This is a genomic window from Vibrio makurazakiensis (assembly GCF_050337375.1).
In the GTDB taxonomy this organism is placed as follows: Bacteria; Pseudomonadota; Gammaproteobacteria; order Enterobacterales; family Vibrionaceae; genus Vibrio; species Vibrio makurazakiensis.
On the sequence record NZ_JAKJSW010000042.1, the window covers coordinates 13,101 to 29,592 of the forward strand.

Consider the following 16,492-nt stretch of genomic DNA (forward strand, 5'->3'; position numbering starts at 1 on the left):
TTTGCTTGCATGGACAGCAAACTATGCCCTACCAATCTCCGCTTACGTTCACTGATGAACAAATTGAAGTTACTGAACTCAAACAACAATTAGAAACCTTTACTCAATATCAAAAAGTTGAGTTCCTAAACCACCATCCTGTGACCGACCTAGTACTGACTCGTTCTGAGTACATGGATCTCCTACTCAATCGTTTGTGGCGATACTACGGTTTTCATGAACTGCCAAACATTAGCCTTGTCGCTGTCGGGGGTTATGGTCGAGGCGAACTTCACCCGTTGTCAGACATTGATATTCTCGTTGTTTCTAAAAAAACACTGCCACCAGCATTAGGTGAAAAAGTCAGTGAGTTCATTACTATTCTGTGGGATTTACGCCTTGAGATTGGTCATGCAGTCAGAACTATCGACGAATGTATTGAGATTGGTAATGATGATTTGACCGTCGCAACCAACTTACAAGAATCCCGCTTACTCTGTGGCAGTGAAGATACTTTCCAGATATTAAAATTAGCGATACATGCCGATTCGTTTTGGCCAAGTGAAGTGTTTTTTCAGGCAAAGATACAGGAACAAAAAGATCGCCATGCTCGCTACCACGATACCACTTACAACCTAGAACCCGACATTAAGTCTACGCCTGGTGGGCTGCGTGACATCCATACTCTGAGTTGGGTCGCTCGTCGTCACTTCGGTGCCACTTCCCTACTCGAAATGAGTAAGTATGGTTTCCTGACTGACGCAGAATATCGAGAGCTCGTTGAATGTCAGGATTTTCTGTGGCGCGTCCGTTTTGCACTTCATATTGAATTACGACGCTATGACAACCGCCTAACCTTCGCGCATCAGGCTCAAGTTGCTGAGCATTTGGGTTACTCCGGGGAAGGTAACCGTGGCGTAGAAATGATGATGAAAGAGTTCTACCGTACACTGCGCCGTGTTGCAGAACTCAACAAAATGCTATTGAAACTATTTAATCAGGCCATTATTGAAGGTGGTGAAACCATTGAACCGGAGATCATTAATGATGATTTTCAGCGTCGTGGATCACTGATTGAAGCTCGTAAACCAGCACTGTTCCAAGCCCGACCAGAAACTATTCTGGATATGTTCATTCATATTGCCAATGATTCTTCGATTGAAGGGGTAAGTCCTCCGACACTACGCCAATTGCGTACCGCAAGGCGTCGCCTAAATTTATTTTTGCATACGATTCCAAGTGCTCGGGATAAATTCATGGATTTAGTCAGACACCCTAATGCGTTGCACAAAGCATTCAGTTTAATGCACAAACTCGGTGTGCTGTCGGCCTACCTGCCGCAGTGGAGCCAAATAGTTGGTCAGATGCAGTTCGACCTCTTTCACGTCTACACGGTAGATGAGCACAGTATTCGGCTGCTAAAGCATATCAACCAATTTAGTTATGCCAGTAACCATGAACGTCATCCAATTTGTTGTGAAGTTTACCCTCGAATTCAGAAGAAAGAACTGCTCATCATTGCGGCTATTTTCCATGATATTGGYAAAGGTCGAGGCGGAGATCACTCTGAAATTGGCGCAGTCGATGCCTACGCTTTTTGTATTGAGCATGGTCTATCAAAACCGGAAGCAAAGCTAGTTTCCTGGTTGGTGCAAAGTCACCTACTGATGTCTGTTACCGCGCAAAGGCGTGACATTTACGACCCAGAAGTGATTACTGAATTTGCTAAAAAAGTACGAGATGAAGAACGTTTAGAGTTTCTGGTATGCCTTACCGTTGCAGACATATGTGCAACTAACCCTGAGCTTTGGAATAGCTGGAAACGAACCTTACTTGCTGAACTGTTTCATTCAACTCAACGAGCTCTGCGTCGTGGTTTGGAAAACCCTGTCGATGTTCGTGACCGTATTCGCCATAACCAGCAAATGGCGTCGGCACTCCTACGTAAGGAAGGCTTCACCGCCCGTGAAATAGAAGTGCTATGGCAACGTTTTAAAGCTGACTATTTTTTACGACACACTCATAAGCAAATAGCATGGCATTGCGAAAACTTACTCCGCCAAGAAGACCCAACTAAGCCACTTATTTTAATTAGTAAGAAAGCAACCCGAGGTGGCACCGAAGTCTTTGTGTATTCAAAAGACCAACCTGCCCTATTTGCCACCGTAGTTGCAGAACTCGATAGACGTAACTTCAACGTTCACGACGCCCAAGTCATGGTGAGTAAAGATGGCCACGTTTTAGATACCTTTATGGTTCTCGATCAACATGGTGAAGCCATTGATGAATCTCGCCACAAAGCGGTAATTAAGCATATTGCGCATGTACTACAAGATGGAAGACCAACGAAGATTAAGACACGCCGAGCGCCACGTAATCTGCAACATTTTAATGTTAAGACGCGCGTCGACTTCCTTCCGACTAAGAGTAAGAAGCACAGCTTAATGGAGTTTGTAGCCTTGGATACACCAGGTTTACTCGCAAAAGTCGGAGCAACCTTTGCTGAACTAAATATTCACCTTCATGGTGCAAAAATAACAACAATCGGCGAACGCGCAGAGGATTTGTTTATCCTGACTGGTGAAGCAGGCGGCCGCTTAAGTGAGGAAGTTCAAGAAGCGCTGCGTAACAAGCTAATTGAAAATATCGGGGAACTTGAGGCAAATTAGTTAATTTGTTGGCTTCTACGTGGGCGGTTTGTAATTGAGCGATCTTGCCCACAACTTACACCTTTTCTGACATATCAACTATCTAGCTGATCATTAGACTGCTACATTATTTCTGTCACTATTAATAACCTGTATGCATTATACAAAAACTAGAGGTAGCCTATGTATCCAAACCTCACTGGTTTAGGGATTAATGATCCTAAACAGATTGAACGTTACTCACTTCGCCAAGAAGCGCATAAAGATATTCTTAAGATTTACTTCCGCAAACAAAAAGGCGAACTCTTCGCAAAAAGCGTTAAGTTCAAATACCCCCGCCAAGTAAAAAATGTATTGGTCGACAGTGGAAGCCACCAATATAAAGAAGTTACTGAGATCAACCGCAATTTAACCTTGGTGATTGATGAGCTCAACAAGATCACTAAGCCAGCGAAAGTTGAAGAAGTCGATGTGAAACAGAAAATCTTGACGGATCTTCGCCATTTAGAAAAAGTAGTATCAAGCAAGATCGCAGAGATCGAAGCGGATCTTGAAAAACTAAAGTGATCCGAAAAGTTTCATTAAACATATAGAAAAAGGGTTGATACTATTATCAACCCTTTCTTGTTTTTAGCTTCTAGCTTCTAGCTTCTAGCTTCTAGCTTCTAGCTTCTAGCTTCTAGCTTCTAGCTTCTAGCAGGCTAATATCCCATTCAAATTTCTCAAACAAGCTTAACCAAGTTTCATCTAAACTTGCCTTCATCACGATCTTCTCTTGAGTAAAAGGATGAACAAAGCTTAATTCAGATGCATGAAGTAACAGGCGATGTGAGTCCAAGTTATCTCGGAACAGACGATTATGCTTACCATCACCGTGTGATGTATCGCCGACAATCGGATGCCTTAGGTGAGCCATATGTCGACGCAATTGATGCTTACGACCTGTTTTAGGTAACATCTCAACCAAGCAGTAACGGCTTGTTGGGAAGCGACCTGTGGAATAGGGAACTTCTACTTTTGCTAACGGTTCATAAACCGTCACAGCTTCTTGAGGCTCTTTGTCTTCTTTCGCAAACTTATCTGCAATTTTGTCTAACTCAACTTTCAATGCGTAGTCCAGCGTATCGCCTTCTTCGATCCAACCACGAACAATCGCATGGTATGTTTTCTGCATTTCGTGATTGGCAAACATTGGCATCACTTCCGAAGCCACTTCGCTAGAAAGCGCAAACACCAGCACACCTGAAGTAGGTCTATCCAAACGATGCAAAGGGAATACATGCTGACCAATTTGATCACGTAATGTCTGCATGACAAATTGTGTTTCGTGTTTATCTAGCCATGATCGGTGTACCAACATTCCTGCGGGTTTATTCACCGCTACAAAATATTCATCCTGATAAATGATCTCTAACATCACGCACATGCCTCATCAATGCTGCTTATCGTATTTAGTAACTCAACCAGTTCAGACTGTCCTTTCCACACCTCACTAAAGTATGGGTGGATAGAAAAACCTTTTGGGAGCGCTTGGTCCTGAACCACTAGAGCCTGCATTCTAGCCACGAAAATCCACTGTAGCCATTGCTCTGGTTGCAAGGTATCAATAGCGAATGGTTGAGCACTTGCTAAAGCTTCATCTGACGGGCGAGTTACGCCCCATAAATGAGCTTGTTGCATTTGTTGCTCTAATTGTTCCAATAATGAGGATAACTGTGCGGCTGCTGTCATTTTTCACCAAGTTATTTATCTAGTGACCTTGAAATTGTCGCATAGAGTACCATCTATTGAGGAAAGAAAGTTAGGACCTTAATGCTCATGGATACTATTCATACCCTTACTCAACTGCTTAAAAATAGCGGCTGCCAATACGACATCTACGATTTAGGTCGTCGTATTCAAAAAGTTGATAACGACTTATTCTCTAACGTAGAGCAAGGCAAACAGCCTTACCCTTTCCCTCTACAGCGACAAGCCCATTTAGCCATTGCGTATTGGAATGAAGAAAAACAACCGTGGATTTGGTTCTTAAAATTCAAATTAGATGAACGTGGTTTACTGCTACAAGCTGAAGTCGGTAACTTTCTGAAGTTTGTCATTGAAGCGATGGGAACTCGTCTTAATGGAGAAATGAACGAAGAACAACAGCAGAAGCTATCGAACAACCCATATACCTTCAAACCTTCTGAAGACAAAATGGCGGTATTCCATAGCCAAGTACGTTCAGGTCTTGACCTTCCAACAAGCCAGTATTATGAGCATGCACAGCACTACTTTACTGGTGAACTAGGCTGGGAAAATTGGCAAACCGTAGGCTTACAAGGCATCACCGATATGTGTGCCCGCCTAGAGCATAATCAAAATGGCGTCGCTATTCGAAAAGCACTAAAGAAACTGCCAAGTGAACCGCTGTATGCCACCTTAGGTGCCCTTGAACATACGTGCACTTCAGAAAAACTTGCGTTACGTATTCAAGAGTTAGCCGATAATGAAGTTGCTAGTTCTGAACCCGATCTATTTTTACTATCAGCGCTAGTAAGGTCGCTTTCAGGCGCTCCACAAAGCATCAGCAACAGTTTAATCACGACAATCCTAGCGAGCCCTAGATTAAGTCACCAAGAGGTCTTAATCGGCTTAGCAGGACGCAGTTGGGAAGCGCTACAAGATGCAGCTATTGCAGAGCAATTTCTATTGAGACTTGCTCAATCAGGCAATCAAGCATTGTTCAATCAGTTATTCGCAGACCTAGTGATGATACCAACACTTCGCATGGTATTTTTACCACTGTTAAATTCAAACCCATCTGAAGAACTTGCTACTGCAATGATTAAGCTACAGCAAGCGACGAAAGCATAATAAGAGAACAAGCCAAGGAGGCAAAAATATAATGATTGGAGACTTATTGGCTATTCTAATGCTCTGCTTTGGTTGCTTTATTTTCTGGCAACAACGCAGACAATCTGAACTTGCTAAAGCGGCAGTTGCAAGAAAGTGCAAGCAGTTAGATTTACAGCTACTTAGCGTAGCTTTCAGCTCTCACAAATTGAAAATGCGTCACGAACTGACGACGATTTGGCGCTGGCACACTGTCTACCAGTTTGAATTTTCTTCTCTGGGTGACGACTGCTATAAAGGTGAGTTAATTATGATCGGTTTCCGACCTATGCACTTTGAGCTACAGCCACATAAGATGTAGAGGTTTTTCCATCAAGAAATTGATAGAGATAGTAAGGCCCGAAAGTATCTTTCTTCGTTGCTTGATACACAAAACCTAACTTTTTAAGCAGTTTAATTGAAGCATCGTGATGAGCATTGACTGTTGCGATGACTTCATTAATCCCCAACTCAAAGCACGCTAAGCTAAAGAAAGGTCTTAATACTTCAGAGGCTATTCCTTTCCCCCAATGCGCCTTATCAATCAAATACGTCAGTTCATACTGCCCATCAACTAATAGAATTGATAAATGACCAATATATTCACGAGTACGGCTATCAAGAACAGCCCTAGAGAAATGTAACTCCCCTTCTAACAGCTCTTTAAATTGATGTTTTGCACTTTTAATCGAGTGTGAACCGTTCATTTCTGCACGATTGGTCGAGCAGCAATTTAACACGATAAAATCATGTTCAAGTGATTCGGTATAAGGGACTAATAAAGCTCTTGAAGTCGCTATCGTCATGTCACAATCCTTGTGTTACGCACAATATATAAAAATAGGTTGGTTAGAGTAGATGTTACAAACAGCAGAAAAAGAAAAACCCTGACACCGAAGTGTCAGGGCTATAGTCTTACTCGCAGCAATCCGGCTACTAATTAATGCTCCATGCATCATCCATAATAGTGGCTGTAATCCTTCAGCTCTTTCCTTAACTTCGCCATCCTAGCGGTGTCCAATTCATCCTGAAAACTAACAATCCTAGTTAGTACTCATCACTTGTTCCGTGAGCGGTGTCCTTTACATCATCCTGATGTTGTTCCTAACCTTTATCCTAAAGGTGTCCATTGTCATTCCGTTGCAGCTAACATCCTATTAACTGTTGTGTCCTTACAATGTCCTTTCGCTCCATGCTTGATCACTAATCCTAAGTAATCAAATCTTCATCCTGAAGATAACCAAATCCTTGGTGCTTTCCTGTTCCGTGTCAGAGTCCTTCCGACAAGTTCTAATTTACGCGATTTCTACTTTTGGACAATGGATATCCATCACATTTTTGCTTCACCAAATTAACGACAAAAACAAAGATCTTATATTACAACCAGTTACAAAGAGGTAGCTTTATATCTTAGGTTCAATTTCGCTTTATCCTACACGCTGTGTAAGAGATCTCTCACAAGCCATTTCCACTTTAGATATTCGCTAATTAATAGGAGAGCGAGTAATATGCGGTTTATCAAAGAAAAAGGAATGAACTATGCTCACTAAAGATGTCTCAGACGAGCTTGAATCAGTATTGAAGTCACTTCAGGCTCAAGGAAAAGAACCCACTGTAGCTTTGGTAAAGGCTCGAATGGGCACACCGGTACCTATGCCTGCGCTCATTGCAGCAATACGCAGCTGGAAGAACGCAAACAAAGTACCGAAGATTGAAGTAGCTGACACAACTCAGCAAAACCCTGACAGAGTTGCTCTACTAGAACAGCAGATAGCAGCATTAACGGCACGTATTAGTGCGTTAGAAACCAAACTTAGCGAGAAATAGTCATAATGAAAATTTGGGTTGATGCCGACGCTTGTCCAAAAGTAATTCGAGAAACCATAGTACGAGCAGCTGAACGAACTGGCGTAGAGTGCACTTTTGTTGCAAATCATTTAGTGCCAGTACCAAAACGTAACAACATTCACTCAATACAAGTGCCAAGTGGTTTCGATATTGCTGACGATGAGATCGTCAAACGCACAGAACCTGGTGACCTGGTGATCACATCTGATATCCCATTAGCAGATGAAATCATCACGAAAGGAGGCCAAGCCCTCAGCTCACGTGGTGAGCTTTATACCAAAGAGACCATTAAAGCGCGCCTCAATATTAGAGATTTCATGGATACTATGCGCTCTAGCGGTATTCAAACCGGTGGCCCAAGCACCTTATCGCAAACAGACCGTCGTGAGTTTGCTAACCACCTAGATAGAATTTTAGCCAAGCGCAAACTCTAGGCTTTTCGGCCTTGCATCAAATACAAAAAAACCTGCACGTGTGCAGGTTTTTTATTACTTAATCGAAGCTTAACACTTCACTACCACCGACAATTAATCCAATGATTAAGGTGTGTAGAATGTTGCTGCGCCAGGGCCTACTGGTAGACCGAATACGAATACCCATAGGTAGAACAAGATGCTCCAACCAAACATAAAGCAGATTGAGTACGGAAGCATAGTCGCAATCAGAGTACCGATACCTAGGTTCTTCATGTAACGAGTCGCTACAGCAAGGATAAGACCGAAGTAGCTCATCATTGGAGTAATGATGTTCGTTGTAGAATCACCAATACGGTAAGCAGCTTGAATTGTTTCTGGTGCGTAACCCACTAGCATTAGCATAGGTACGAAGATAGGTGCAGTAACAGCCCACTGTGCCGATGCAGAACCAATCATTAGGTTAATGAAGCCACACATTAGGATGAATGCGAAGAACAACATTGGACCTGTTAGACCGATATCTTGTAGGAAGCTAGCGCCGCCAACAGCGATTACTTGACCGAAGTTAGTCCACTTAAAGAAAGCAACGAACTGTGCAGCGAAGAATACAAGAACAATGTACATGCCCATTGAAGACATAGACGTTGCCATCGCATTGATCACATCACGGTCGTTCTTCATTGAACCAGTAACTTTACCGTAAACAAAACCAGGAATTGCGAAGAATACGAAGATAAACGCTACGATACTTTTCAGGAATGGAGAGCCTGAAACTGTACCAGAAGCTGAACGTAGAACACCGTCTTCAGGAACAATTGTCCATGCTAGAAGCGCACTTACTGCTACAACTGCGATACCTGCAAGCTTAAGACCTTTCTTCTCAACAGCAGTTAGTTTGCCCATTGAGTCGTTAGATAGATCTTCTGATGCTTCTTCGTCGTTGTATTTACCTAGTTTAGGTTCAACAATCTTCTCCGTTACAAATGCACCTGTAATCGCGATGAAGAAAGTAGAAACAAACATGAAGTACCAGTTTGATTCAGGACCAACCGTGTAAGACGGGTCAATCATCTGTGCCGCTGTTTCTGTGATACCAGAAAGCAGTGGGTCAACCGTACCGATAAGTAGGTTTGCAGAGTAACCACCAGATACACCAGCAAATGCAGCAGCAAGACCAGCAAGAGGGTGACGACCTAGTGAATGGAAAAGCATAGCCGCTAGTGGAATAAGTACTACATAACCTAGCTCTGATGCCGTGTTAGAGATAATACCGGCAAACACAACGGTTACTGTAACCATGCGCTTAGATGCACCCATTACCATGCCGCGCATTGCCGCAGATAGTAGACCTGAGTGTTCAGCAATCGCTACACCTAGCATTGCAACAAGTACAGTACCTAGAGGAGCAAAGCCAACAAAGTTCTTAACTAGGTTGGTAACAATAAGTTGTAGACCTTCTGCATTAAGCAGACTTACAACGTGGATCATGCCATCAGCAGCACGACCTTTAGCACCTTCTGGGCGAGGGTCCATAACAGACACTTCGAAGTAACCTGCAATACCTGAAGTAACTAGGATGGCAAGACAGAAGATTGCGAAAAGAGTGATTGGGTGGGGTAATAGGTTCCCCAAATATTCAACGCCATCTAAAAAGCGAGTAAAAATAGGTTTTTTAGGCGAATTGTTTTTTATTGAAGCAGATGAACTCATCCGTTCCCTCCTTGTAGTGATTCCTGTGCAATTGTGACAAAGATGTTGAAATTGCCAGCGCAGAGTACTCGACAAAAGAGTCAATTAGAAATGGAAAATGTTACAAAGTGTGTTGGTAATCATGTTATTTAACGCCATTCGAACAATAATTTAGCAATTACATCCAAAACAAATACAAATGACAGAGTTATAATTCATATAAATAGATACGTTCTGTTTATATATAGACCACTAACTCATTGATTAGCTTGCGGTGGGATTTTATACAATTGACTCCTCGCTATTAAAACAGAGTAATGTGAACCTCCCGAGGAAAGTAAAACCTTACATATGATTTTGGTTCTACTTCCCCCACCTTTTTACATGTTTTTTACACGCTATTGACCGATTACTTTTGAACCGCCTTAAATCTAGGGTTTGATTTACAAATCACATAGAGTCGCCCTTTCCTTTTAACTACCTGACAGTCTGGATGGCGACTTTTAGCACTCTTAAGCGACTTCACGACTTTCATTTAGCTTTCCTCCTTACTAAATTGACCGAAACGACGCGTGAAATTCGCAATACGCCCTTCTTTACTCACCACACGCTGTTTCCCTGTATAAAAAGGATGGGAGTCCGACGAAACATCTAAGGTGCAATATGGGTAGGTATTTCCATCTTCCCATTCAATGGTTCTATCCGTTTTTAGTGTCGAACCAACAACAAAATATTTATCGACACTGGTGTCGTGAAACACAACAGGGCGATATTCAGGGTGAATTCCGCTTTTCATAATGAACTCCAAATTAATTGATATGTTATAACATATCAATTAATAATCATTATCATTTAAAAAAGCAAGGAAAAAGTGTGTTATTTTCATCTTTCTTCCCCAAAACGATGTAGATGAAATGCACTCAATTGAAGCTATTGGCGTTATTAGCAGCCCATTTAAAGAGAAGTTTGCTGTTCCTAGACAACCAAGATTAACGCCCAGTGCCACGTCTAGAATAAAGCTCATTGGCGAAGCCAACTCTCCCGAATCTGTTCGAGGAATAGAGCAATTCAGCCATCTTTGGCTACTATTCCTATTTGATAAAAATATAGAGGCAGGATGGAAGCCAACCGTACGACCTCCTCGCTTGGGTGGAAATGAACGAATTGGTGTTTTTGCATCACGCGCAACCTTTAGGCCAAACGCAATTGGAATGTCTGCCATTGAATTAAAGGGGGTCACTCAAGATAAAGGGCAAACCTGGCTAGAGCTCGGCAGTGCCGATTTGGTAGATGGCACACCGATAATCGATATTAAACCTTATATCCCCTATTCAGATTCTATCGCTACAGCCACGGGGGGATTTGCCGAAAGTGAACCTGAAACGCTAGAGGTCAACTTCTCTGATCACGCATTAAAACAGCTAACAAGTTACCCAAACGCTCGGCATGTGACTCAAGTAATTAAAGAAGTATTAGCTCAAGATCCTCGCCCGGCTTATAAGAAAGGTAAACCGGACAGTAAGGAATATGCGGTAAATTTGTTCGATCTTAACGTGAAATTCGTTGTTGAAGCACTTTTCATCAATGTTACTGACATTGAACGCTTTTGAGATCCAAAATAGGCTGATATTATATGCGGCTAAATCGGATTTATTGTAGCAAAGGGCTACAGTAAGTTTTCTTTTATCAATGATGAAACGGATACCATAAAATGCGTACCAGTAACTATCTTCTTTCTACTGTGAAAGAGACTCCAAACGACGCAGAAGTTATCAGCCACCAGCTGATGCTACGTGCAGGTATGATCCGTAAGCTAGCTTCAGGTTTATATACTTGGCTACCTACCGGTCTACGTGTTCTGCGTAAAGTCGAAAATATCGTTCGCCAAGAGATCGATAATGCAGGTGCCGTTGAAATCTTGATGCCCGTAGTACAGCCTTTTGAACTATGGGAAGAAACAGGTCGTTCTGAAAAGATGGGGCCAGAGCTACTGCGCTTCACTGACCGTCATTCTCGCCCGTTCGTTCTAAGCCCAACAGCTGAAGAAGTGGTTACTAGCCTAGTACGTAACGAGATTAACTCTTACAAACAGCTTCCACTGAACCTGTACCAAATCCAAACTAAGTTCCGTGACGAACGCCGCCCACGTTTCGGTGTAATGCGCGCTCGTGAATTCTCTATGATGGATGCGTACAGCTTTGATCTAGATAAAGAAGGCTTAGAAAAGTCTTACCAAGCAATGCACGATGCTTACTGTAAAGCATTCGATCGCATGGGTCTTGAGTACCGTCCAGTACTTGCTGACTCTGGCGCTATCGGCGGTAGCGGCTCTCAAGAATTCCACGTTCTTGCTGAAAGCGGCGAAGACCTAATCGCGTTCTCTACAGAATCTGATTACGCAGCAAACATCGAGAAAGCAGAAGCACTAGCTCCTACAGAAGCGCTTGCAGCACCAACGCAAGAGATGGAACTGGTTGATACGCCAAACGCAAAAACTATTGCTGAGCTTGTTGAACAACACGGTCTAGCTATTGAGAAAACAGTTAAGACTTTATTCGTTAAAGCATCTGACGACGTTGAAGCTGACATCATCGCTCTTATCATCCGTGGTGACCACGAGCTGAACGAAGTAAAAGCTGAGAACCTTCCACAGGTTGCTTCTCCACTAGAGATGGCTTCTGAAGAAGAAATTCGTGCACTTGTTGGCGCTGGCCCTGGTTCACTTGGCCCTGTAGGCCTAGAGCTACCATTCATCGTTGACCGTTCTGTAGCAGTAATGAGCGACTTCGGCGCTGGTGCAAACGTAGACGGTAAGCACTACTTCGGTATCAACTGGGGTCGTGATGTTGAACTTGCTCAAATTGAAGATTTACGCAACGTTGTAGAAGGTGACCTAAGCCCATGTGGTCAAGGTACTATTCAACTAAAACGTGGTATCGAAGTTGGTCACATTTTCCAACTGGGTAAAAACTACTCAGAGAAAATGGGCGCAGGCGTACTTGGTCCAGACGGCAAAAACACAATTCTTGAAATGGGTTGTTACGGTATCGGTGTATCACGTGTTGTTGCATCTGCTATTGAACAAAACCACGACAAATTCGGCATCATCTGGCCAGAAGCACTTGCACCTTTCCAAGTTGCTATCGTACCAATGAACATGCATAAATCTGGACGCGTTAAAGAAGCGGCTGAAAAGCTATACGCTGAACTAACCGCTATGGGTATCGAAGTATTATTCGATGACCGTAAAGAACGCCCTGGTGTAATGTTTAAAGATATCGAGCTAGTGGGTATTCCGCACACTATCGTTATCGGTGATCGTAGCATGGACGAAGGCAACTTCGAGTACAAGAACCGTCGCTCTGGTGATAAAGAAGCTATCGCGATGGACACTGTTATCGAGCACCTTAAGGCTCAACTAGCTAAGTAATCGTTAGTTAACAGTACATGTGTGGATAACACTGAGAAAAGGCTGCCAATTGGTGGCCTTTTTTGTATCTATTGTTCATGTGCCCAATCCACAACCTCCCTATTTACCACCAAACGTAAATATCTCTAAACCGTGTAAATAAACGTCAGTTAATCTTCTGTTCATCTAACGAACCGTATAGTAGTGACATCAAAAAATTTAGACGTCATCAGCATTGGAGTTACAGATGGATATCAAAAGTTTACTTAATCAAGCACTCAACTCTGACTTAGTGAAACAAGGCAGCCAGAAACTTTCGCAAGGTTCATCAAATTTAACCAAAGATAAAAGTAAACTCGGAGCTTTAGGAGCCGGAGCTGTTGGTGGTGGCGTATTGGGTATGCTAATGGGCTCCAAAAAGACTAAAAAAATGGGTAAGAAAGCCGTAGGTATCGGCGGCGCTGCTGCGTTAGGTGCTCTCGCGTATAAAGTTTATAACGATTACCAATCCAAACAAGGCGACACCCCTAGCGCTGAACAAGCACAATTTGACGAGAATGATTCAAGCCATAACACGCTGATTCTACGTGCAATGATTGCTGCCTCAAAAGCTGATGGCCATGTCGATGAACATGAAATGGCAAGAATAGAGCAAGCAGTTCAGGATATGGGAGCTGACTACCAATTAACACGTTTGGTTTCTGAAGAGTTGCATAAACCGCTCGACCCAAGTGAGATAGCCCAGCTAGCACGTTCTCCGCAACAAGCGAGCGAAATTTATCTAGCCTCTCTTATCGTGGCCGATGAGCAAAACTTTATGGAAAAGGCGTACTTGAAAGAGTTGGCTAAACAGCTTCGATTAGATAGTGAAGTGACCTTCCAACTTGAACAGCAAGTTACGAGCTAATCCCTATAAGCAGAGACTTTGAGCAAGAACAAACATAAGATGAATTTCATTATATCGGCTTTGTTTTTACTTTTCTCTATGTGTATATTGAGAGCAGTTATCATTTGGTTAGGTATAAAAATGAAAGTATACGATTGTTGTAACTTGGTACGTGAACTGTATTCTCAAATTGGAAGTGGCGACCAAGGCTATATTCCTAAAGCAATTACTTGCACGGTAAAAACATTAAACGACCTTGCTGCTGATGAATCTCTTCCTAAAGAAGCACGTGAACGTGCTGCATTTGCAGCTGCTAACCTACTAATCTCAGATTTCGAGGACTAACATGAATCTCGCTAATTTTGAGAAAATGGACCCTGTGATGCTAATGAGCATCGTCAACATGAAGCTACGCGATGATTTCGGTGGTGATTTAGACCGAGTAATCAACTTCTACGAAATCGACAAGGCTGCATTACTCGCTAAGCTAAAATCGGCGGGGTTTGAGTTTCTTCCAGAAGCCAAACAATTTAGATAAATAAGCTATAAGCCGTAGCACTTGAATTCAGTACTTTAAAGGTCAACTTCTGTTGGCCTTTTTGCTTCTTCCCCCTTAACTCACTAAGCCCTAACTGTAGTGAATGAACACTAACTCTCTTCCCGTGTTATAAAAAATCAATAACCTTCAAATGCGAAAAAGGCCCCACAAGGGACCTTTCAAATCAGATTTTTCAATCAAATAGCTTCAGTTCAAGGAAAAGGCGCGGAGTTTACGAATGTAAATGAGCACCTTTGACACAGAAATTAAGCTATTTGAGCCAGAAAAATTATGCGTAAACCGGTAGACGCTTACAGATTTCTAATACTTTCGCTTTAGTTGCTTCGATAACAGACTCATCGCCCATGTTATCTAGGATGTCACACATCCAACCTGCTAGCTCTTTCGCATCTGCTTCTGAGAAACCACGACGAGTAATAGAAGGAGAACCTACACGGATACCAGAAGTAACGAATGGGCTACGTGGGTCGTTTGGTACTGAGTTCTTGTTAACTGTGATGTTAGCTGAACCTAGAGCCGCATCAGCTTCTTTACCTGTGATGTCTTTGTCGATTAGGTCAACTAGGAACAGGTGGTTCTCAGTAGAACCTGAAACGATGTTGTAACCACGAGCTAGGAATTCAGCAACCATTGCTTTTGCGTTAGCAACTACGCGCGTTTGGTATTCTTTGAATTCTGGTTCTAGAGCTTCTTTGAACGCTACTGCTTTACCAGCGATAACGTGCATTAGAGGACCACCTTGGCCACCTGGGAATACTGCTGAGTTCAGCTTCTTGTATAGATCTTCACCTTCACAAGAAAGGATTAGACCGCCACGAGGGCCAGCTAGTGTTTTGTGCGTAGTAGTAGTCACAACGTGAGCGTGTGGTACTGGGTTAGGGTAAACACCAGCAGCAATAAGACCCGCTACGTGAGCCATATCAACGAAGAAGTAAGCACCTACTTTATCAGCAATTTCACGCATGCGCGCCCAATCACAAACTTGAGAGTAAGCAGAGAAACCACCGATGATCATCTTAGGCTTATGTTCTACAGCTAGAGCTTCCATCTCTTCGTAGTCGATTTGACCAGCTTCATCGATACCGTAAGGAATGATGTTGTAAAGCTTACCAGAGAAGTTTACTGGAGAACCGTGAGTCAAGTGACCACCGTGTGCTAGGCTCATGCCTAGAACAGTATCACCAGCGTTAAGTAGTGCCATGTATACAGCGTTGTTTGCTTGAGAACCTGAATGAGGCTGTACGTTTGCGTATTCAGCGCCAAACAGTTCACATGCACGTTCAATTGCTAGAGTTTCAACTTTATCTACGAACTCACAACCGCCGTAGTAACGCTTACCTGGGTAGCCTTCAGCGTATTTGTTTGTAAGTTGAGAACCTTGAGCTTCCATTACACGTGGGCTAGTGTAGTTTTCTGAAGCGATAAGTTCGATGTGCTCTTCCTGACGAAGAGTTTCTTCTTGGATAGCTGCGAATAGATCCGCATCGTAATCAGCAATGTTCATGTCACGCTTAAGCATCTGTATCTCCTGACTCAGATTGTACTGAAAGTTTCAAAAAAACCACACAACGACCGAAAGCAAACGTTTCCGTCACCGTTTTGATGTGACGCATTCTACATAATTTGATCTAGGTCATAAAGAGCTAATTGCAATTTTATCATGCAGTTTTTTCATAATGACATATAAGCATTGTCATGGTTGTGCGGCTTATCGCATCAAACACGACACTCACTGTCAATTTTACGCTTTACACCCTGTAAAACGCAGATTACATAGGTTTACCTTAATTTTACCCCTCTAGCTACCGAAAGCATCAACTTTTCTCTACTATGCTCGCCATTATTGGCTAGTAAATTATTAAAACGATGGAAAAACATACACGTAAAGAAGACTGGATGGCAATTCTTACCGGAACTTTTCTGGTTGCTCAAGGTGTCTTCTTTTTACAGTCAGCAAACTTGCTGACGGGTGGAACAACCGGCTTAGCTTTATTGATAAGCCAGTTCACCCCATTAACATTTGGTGTACTGTACTTTATTGCTAACTGCCCATTCTATTTATTAGCATGGAAACGCTTTGGCCGTACATTCGCTATCAACAGTGCTATTTCTGGCGCTTTAGTCTCAATATTCGCTGACAATATTAGCCTACTGATCTCTTTAGATACTATTAACGAAATCTAC

At 42.7% G+C, this 16,492-nt stretch carries 19 protein-coding genes; 12 read left to right on the top strand and 7 right to left on the bottom strand.

The annotated features are described in order from the left end of the window. Window positions 1-23: 23 nt before the first annotated feature. Both glnD and L4C33_RS06965 read left to right on the top strand, forming a co-directional pair. Window positions 24-2,648, top strand: a complete 2,625-nt coding sequence (gene glnD, locus L4C33_RS06960; RefSeq protein ID WP_428811712.1) for a bifunctional uridylyltransferase/uridylyl-removing protein GlnD — start codon at window positions 24-26, stop codon at window positions 2,646-2,648. A 162-nt stretch (window positions 2,649-2,810) separates the two neighbouring features. Further along, window positions 2,811-3,194, top strand: coding sequence for a DUF3461 family protein (locus L4C33_RS06965; RefSeq protein WP_428811713.1), 384 nt, complete (start codon window positions 2,811-2,813; stop codon window positions 3,192-3,194). Between the two features lie 112 nt (window positions 3,195-3,306). Here L4C33_RS06965 and truC read toward each other — a convergent pair whose 3' ends face one another. Next, complete coding sequence (truC, locus tag L4C33_RS06970) at window positions 3,307-4,053, bottom strand: tRNA pseudouridine(65) synthase TruC (RefSeq protein ID WP_428811714.1); 747 nt, start codon at window positions 4,051-4,053, stop codon at window positions 3,307-3,309. Then, window positions 4,044-4,358, bottom strand: a complete 315-nt coding sequence (locus L4C33_RS06975) for a YqcC family protein (protein WP_428811715.1) — start codon at window positions 4,356-4,358, stop codon at window positions 4,044-4,046. The genes truC and L4C33_RS06975 overlap by 10 nt, the downstream gene beginning before the upstream one ends. A gap of 87 nt (window positions 4,359-4,445) precedes the next feature. Between L4C33_RS06975 and L4C33_RS06980 the strand changes: the two genes are divergently transcribed. After that, on the top strand, window positions 4,446-5,483 hold the full coding sequence (locus tag L4C33_RS06980; RefSeq protein WP_428811716.1) for a DUF3549 family protein: 1,038 nt from the start codon (window positions 4,446-4,448) through the stop codon (window positions 5,481-5,483). A 31-nt stretch (window positions 5,484-5,514) separates the two neighbouring features. Next, entirely contained in the window at window positions 5,515-5,823 is a 309-nt protein-coding gene (locus tag L4C33_RS06985) for a DUF3301 domain-containing protein (protein WP_428811717.1), read from the top strand. Here the strand turns inward: L4C33_RS06985 and L4C33_RS06990 are convergent. Next, entirely contained in the window at window positions 5,789-6,307 is a 519-nt protein-coding gene (locus L4C33_RS06990; RefSeq protein ID WP_428811718.1) for a GNAT family N-acetyltransferase, read from the bottom strand. The genes L4C33_RS06985 and L4C33_RS06990 overlap by 35 nt on opposite strands. 733 nt (window positions 6,308-7,040) lie before the next feature. On the opposite strand from L4C33_RS06990, the gene L4C33_RS06995 reads away from it, so the two are divergent. Together L4C33_RS06995 and L4C33_RS07000 are read left to right on the top strand one after the other, a co-directional pair. Beyond that, complete coding sequence (locus tag L4C33_RS06995; protein ID WP_428811719.1) at window positions 7,041-7,328, top strand: hypothetical protein; 288 nt, start codon at window positions 7,041-7,043, stop codon at window positions 7,326-7,328. Window positions 7,329-7,333: 5 nt separating this feature from the next. After that, complete coding sequence (locus L4C33_RS07000) at window positions 7,334-7,783, top strand: YaiI/YqxD family protein (RefSeq protein WP_428811720.1); 450 nt, start codon at window positions 7,334-7,336, stop codon at window positions 7,781-7,783. A 105-nt stretch (window positions 7,784-7,888) separates the two neighbouring features. Here L4C33_RS07000 and L4C33_RS07005 read toward each other — a convergent pair whose 3' ends face one another. From L4C33_RS07005 to L4C33_RS07015, 3 genes are all read right to left on the bottom strand, one after another. Further along, window positions 7,889-9,475 carry an AbgT family transporter gene (locus tag L4C33_RS07005; protein WP_428811721.1) on the bottom strand — a complete coding sequence of 529 codons (1,587 nt, stop codon included), beginning with the start codon at window positions 9,473-9,475 and terminating at the stop codon, window positions 7,889-7,891. A gap of 388 nt (window positions 9,476-9,863) precedes the next feature. Beyond that, on the bottom strand, window positions 9,864-9,989 hold the full coding sequence (gene ykgO, locus L4C33_RS07010; protein ID WP_428811722.1) for a type B 50S ribosomal protein L36: 126 nt from the start codon (window positions 9,987-9,989) through the stop codon (window positions 9,864-9,866). Then, the gene (locus tag L4C33_RS07015) at window positions 9,990-10,250 is read right to left on the bottom strand and encodes a type B 50S ribosomal protein L31 (protein ID WP_428811723.1); all 261 of its coding nucleotides are present in this window, start codon (window positions 10,248-10,250) and stop codon (window positions 9,990-9,992) included. Between the two features lie 118 nt (window positions 10,251-10,368). Here L4C33_RS07015 and tsaA point away from each other — a divergent pair, with 118 nt between their 5' ends. The 5 genes from tsaA (at window position 10,369) to L4C33_RS07040 (ending at window position 14,287) form a co-directional block, all read left to right on the top strand. Continuing rightward, complete coding sequence (gene tsaA / locus L4C33_RS07020) at window positions 10,369-11,064, top strand: tRNA (N6-threonylcarbamoyladenosine(37)-N6)-methyltransferase TrmO (RefSeq protein WP_428811724.1); 696 nt, start codon at window positions 10,369-10,371, stop codon at window positions 11,062-11,064. 101 nt (window positions 11,065-11,165) lie between these two features. Then, entirely contained in the window at window positions 11,166-12,884 is a 1,719-nt protein-coding gene (locus L4C33_RS07025) for a proline--tRNA ligase (protein ID WP_428811725.1), read from the top strand. Between the two features lie 226 nt (window positions 12,885-13,110). Continuing rightward, entirely contained in the window at window positions 13,111-13,770 is a 660-nt protein-coding gene (locus tag L4C33_RS07030; RefSeq protein WP_428811726.1) for a tellurite resistance TerB family protein, read from the top strand. 120 nt (window positions 13,771-13,890) lie between these two features. Further along, on the top strand, window positions 13,891-14,094 hold the full coding sequence (locus L4C33_RS07035) for a YaeP family protein (RefSeq protein WP_428811727.1): 204 nt from the start codon (window positions 13,891-13,893) through the stop codon (window positions 14,092-14,094). A gap of 1 nt (window position 14,095) precedes the next feature. Next, on the top strand, window positions 14,096-14,287 hold the full coding sequence (locus L4C33_RS07040; RefSeq protein WP_428811728.1) for a DUF4250 domain-containing protein: 192 nt from the start codon (window positions 14,096-14,098) through the stop codon (window positions 14,285-14,287). Window positions 14,288-14,576: 289 nt separating this feature from the next. On the opposite strand, the gene glyA is transcribed toward L4C33_RS07040, so the two are convergent. Further along, window positions 14,577-15,827 (bottom strand): serine hydroxymethyltransferase, encoded by a 1,251-nt coding sequence (gene glyA, locus L4C33_RS07045; RefSeq protein WP_428811729.1) that lies wholly within the window; start codon window positions 15,825-15,827, stop codon window positions 14,577-14,579. A gap of 347 nt (window positions 15,828-16,174) precedes the next feature. Here glyA and L4C33_RS07050 point away from each other — a divergent pair. After that, window positions 16,175-16,492, top strand: a 318-nt coding sequence (locus tag L4C33_RS07050; RefSeq protein ID WP_428811730.1) for a YitT family protein, incomplete at its 3' end; no start/stop codon positions are given.

Bases quoted from the DNA above. Each gene is read 5' to 3' on its own strand.
- L4C33_RS06965 (WP_428811713.1), top strand. From the start codon at position 2,811: ATGTATCCAAACCTCACTGGTTTAGGGATTAATGATCCTAAACAGATT.
- truC (WP_428811714.1), bottom strand. From the start codon at position 4,053: ATGTGCGTGATGTTAGAGATCATTTATCAGGATGAATATTTTGTAGCG.
- L4C33_RS06975 (WP_428811715.1), bottom strand. From the start codon at position 4,358: ATGACAGCAGCCGCACAGTTATCCTCATTATTGGAACAATTAGAGCAA.
- L4C33_RS06980 (WP_428811716.1), top strand. From the start codon at position 4,446: ATGGATACTATTCATACCCTTACTCAACTGCTTAAAAATAGCGGCTGC.
- L4C33_RS06985 (WP_428811717.1), top strand. From the start codon at position 5,515: ATGATTGGAGACTTATTGGCTATTCTAATGCTCTGCTTTGGTTGCTTT.
- L4C33_RS06990 (WP_428811718.1), bottom strand. From the start codon at position 6,307: ATGACGATAGCGACTTCAAGAGCTTTATTAGTCCCTTATACCGAATCA.
- L4C33_RS06995 (WP_428811719.1), top strand. From the start codon at position 7,041: ATGCTCACTAAAGATGTCTCAGACGAGCTTGAATCAGTATTGAAGTCA.
- L4C33_RS07000 (WP_428811720.1), top strand. From the start codon at position 7,334: ATGAAAATTTGGGTTGATGCCGACGCTTGTCCAAAAGTAATTCGAGAA.
- L4C33_RS07005 (WP_428811721.1), bottom strand. From the start codon at position 9,475: ATGAGTTCATCTGCTTCAATAAAAAACAATTCGCCTAAAAAACCTATT.
- ykgO (WP_428811722.1), bottom strand. From the start codon at position 9,989: ATGAAAGTCGTGAAGTCGCTTAAGAGTGCTAAAAGTCGCCATCCAGAC.
- L4C33_RS07015 (WP_428811723.1), bottom strand. From the start codon at position 10,250: ATGAAAAGCGGAATTCACCCTGAATATCGCCCTGTTGTGTTTCACGAC.
- tsaA (WP_428811724.1), top strand. From the start codon at position 10,369: ATGCACTCAATTGAAGCTATTGGCGTTATTAGCAGCCCATTTAAAGAG.
- L4C33_RS07025 (WP_428811725.1), top strand. From the start codon at position 11,166: ATGCGTACCAGTAACTATCTTCTTTCTACTGTGAAAGAGACTCCAAAC.
- L4C33_RS07030 (WP_428811726.1), top strand. From the start codon at position 13,111: ATGGATATCAAAAGTTTACTTAATCAAGCACTCAACTCTGACTTAGTG.
- L4C33_RS07035 (WP_428811727.1), top strand. From the start codon at position 13,891: ATGAAAGTATACGATTGTTGTAACTTGGTACGTGAACTGTATTCTCAA.
- L4C33_RS07040 (WP_428811728.1), top strand. From the start codon at position 14,096: ATGAATCTCGCTAATTTTGAGAAAATGGACCCTGTGATGCTAATGAGC.
- glyA (WP_428811729.1), bottom strand. From the start codon at position 15,827: ATGCTTAAGCGTGACATGAACATTGCTGATTACGATGCGGATCTATTC.